Source organism: Streptomyces sp. SID10853, from assembly GCF_010548145.1.
GTDB lineage: Bacteria > Actinomycetota > Actinomycetes > Streptomycetales > Streptomycetaceae > Streptomyces.
This window is the reverse complement of the sequence record NZ_JAAGLN010000476.1, coordinates 1-1,359: the sequence shown is the minus strand read 5'-3', so window position 1 is coordinate 1,359 and position 1,359 is coordinate 1. Positions and strand designations below refer to the sequence as shown.

Below are 1,359 nucleotides of genomic sequence, written 5' to 3'. Positions count from 1 at the left end.
CGTCGTAGAGCACCGCCGGGCGGTAGCCCTCCTGCGGCCGGTGGGCCGCGGGCTGGCCGCGTTCGTCTCCGGTGCAGGGGCGGGAGACGAACGCGTGCAGCCGGGCGAAGGCCAGTGCCTGGGCCGGGTCCGGGTCATCGGGAAGCTGCGGAACGGTCTGTTCGAGGAACGCGGTCACCAGCCGGGCCGGCAGCCGCGGCGGCAGCCACCGCCGCCAGAACCGGGCCAGCGCCTGCGTGCTGGGCGGGGCGGTCATGGCCCCGACGAGGTGCAGCCGCTCGGCGCGTTCCGGCGCGGTGCAGTCCTGCAGCAGGCGCAGGGCCGCCTCGCGCCAGCGCAGGGCGGCCAGTTGTGAACCGAGATCCCGCAACTGCCCCGCGACGACGTCCTCCAGGACGTCCTCCTCGTCGAGGACCCGCCTCACCTCCCGCACCGGCAGGTCCAGGGCCCGCAGGGAGCGGATCAGACGCAGCCGGCCGAGCGCCGGGGGCCCGTACCTGCGGTGTCCCCCGGCGCTGCGTGCGGTCTCGGGCAGCAGACCGCGGTCCGAATAGAAGCGGACGGTCTTGACGGAGACACCGGCGTGCCCGGCGAGCTCTCCGATGGACCACATGCTGTCGGGCGACAAGGCTTGAACCTCCCTCAGGGGGAGTTCATACGGTACCGGCGAGCGCGGGCGGCCGTACGGGCCCCGCGCACCCCACACGTGCGAGGAGAGGTCCATGACGGTATTCATCCTGGTACCGGACACATACACCGGCGGCTGGGTCTGGGAGGAACTCGCGTGCCTGCTGCGGGAATCGGGGGCCGAGGCCCATCCCGTGACGCTCACCGGCCTCGGTGACCGGCCCCACCCTCCAGGACCGGGGCCGGACCTGGAGACGCACATCCAGGACCTGGTCGCTCTGATCGACCAGGTGAACGCCCAAGACCAGGTGGACACGCAGGAGCTGGCGGACGCGCGGGAGCTGGCGGACGCGCGGGAGCTGGCGGACGCGCGGGACCGGGTGGACACGCGGGAGCTGGTGCTCGTCGGCCACGGCTACGGCATCCACCCGGTACTCGGCGCGGCCGACCGCCGCCCGGAGCGGATCGGCCGGATCGTCCATCTGGACACCGGGATCCCCCAGGACGGCGAGCCCGCCCTGAGCCTGGTCCCCGACCAGAAGATCCGCGAACTGCTCCTCGACCGGGCAGACACAGCCAAAGCCGAAGCCGGGACCGGAGCCGAAGCCGGGGCCGGGACCGGAGCCGGAGCCGGGGCCGGGACCGGAGCCGAAGCCGAAGCCGGGGCAGGGACCAGAGCCGAAGCCGGGGCCGGGGCCGGCCGGGTGGTCCCGGTCCCGGCGCGCGAGGACT

1 protein-coding gene and 1 pseudogene are annotated in these 1,359 nt (G+C 74.2%); one reads left to right on the top strand and one right to left on the bottom strand.

All coding sequences use genetic code 11. The features are described 5' to 3' along the window. Window positions 1–613: MerR family transcriptional regulator (locus G3I19_RS36450; RefSeq protein WP_164267940.1), on the bottom strand; the 613-nt coding region annotated here is incomplete at its 3' end. A gap of 109 nt (window positions 614–722) precedes the next feature. On the opposite strand from G3I19_RS36450, the pseudogene G3I19_RS36445 reads away from it, so the two are divergent. After that, window positions 723–1,359, top strand: a pseudogene (locus G3I19_RS36445) (hypothetical protein); the annotation flags it as partial.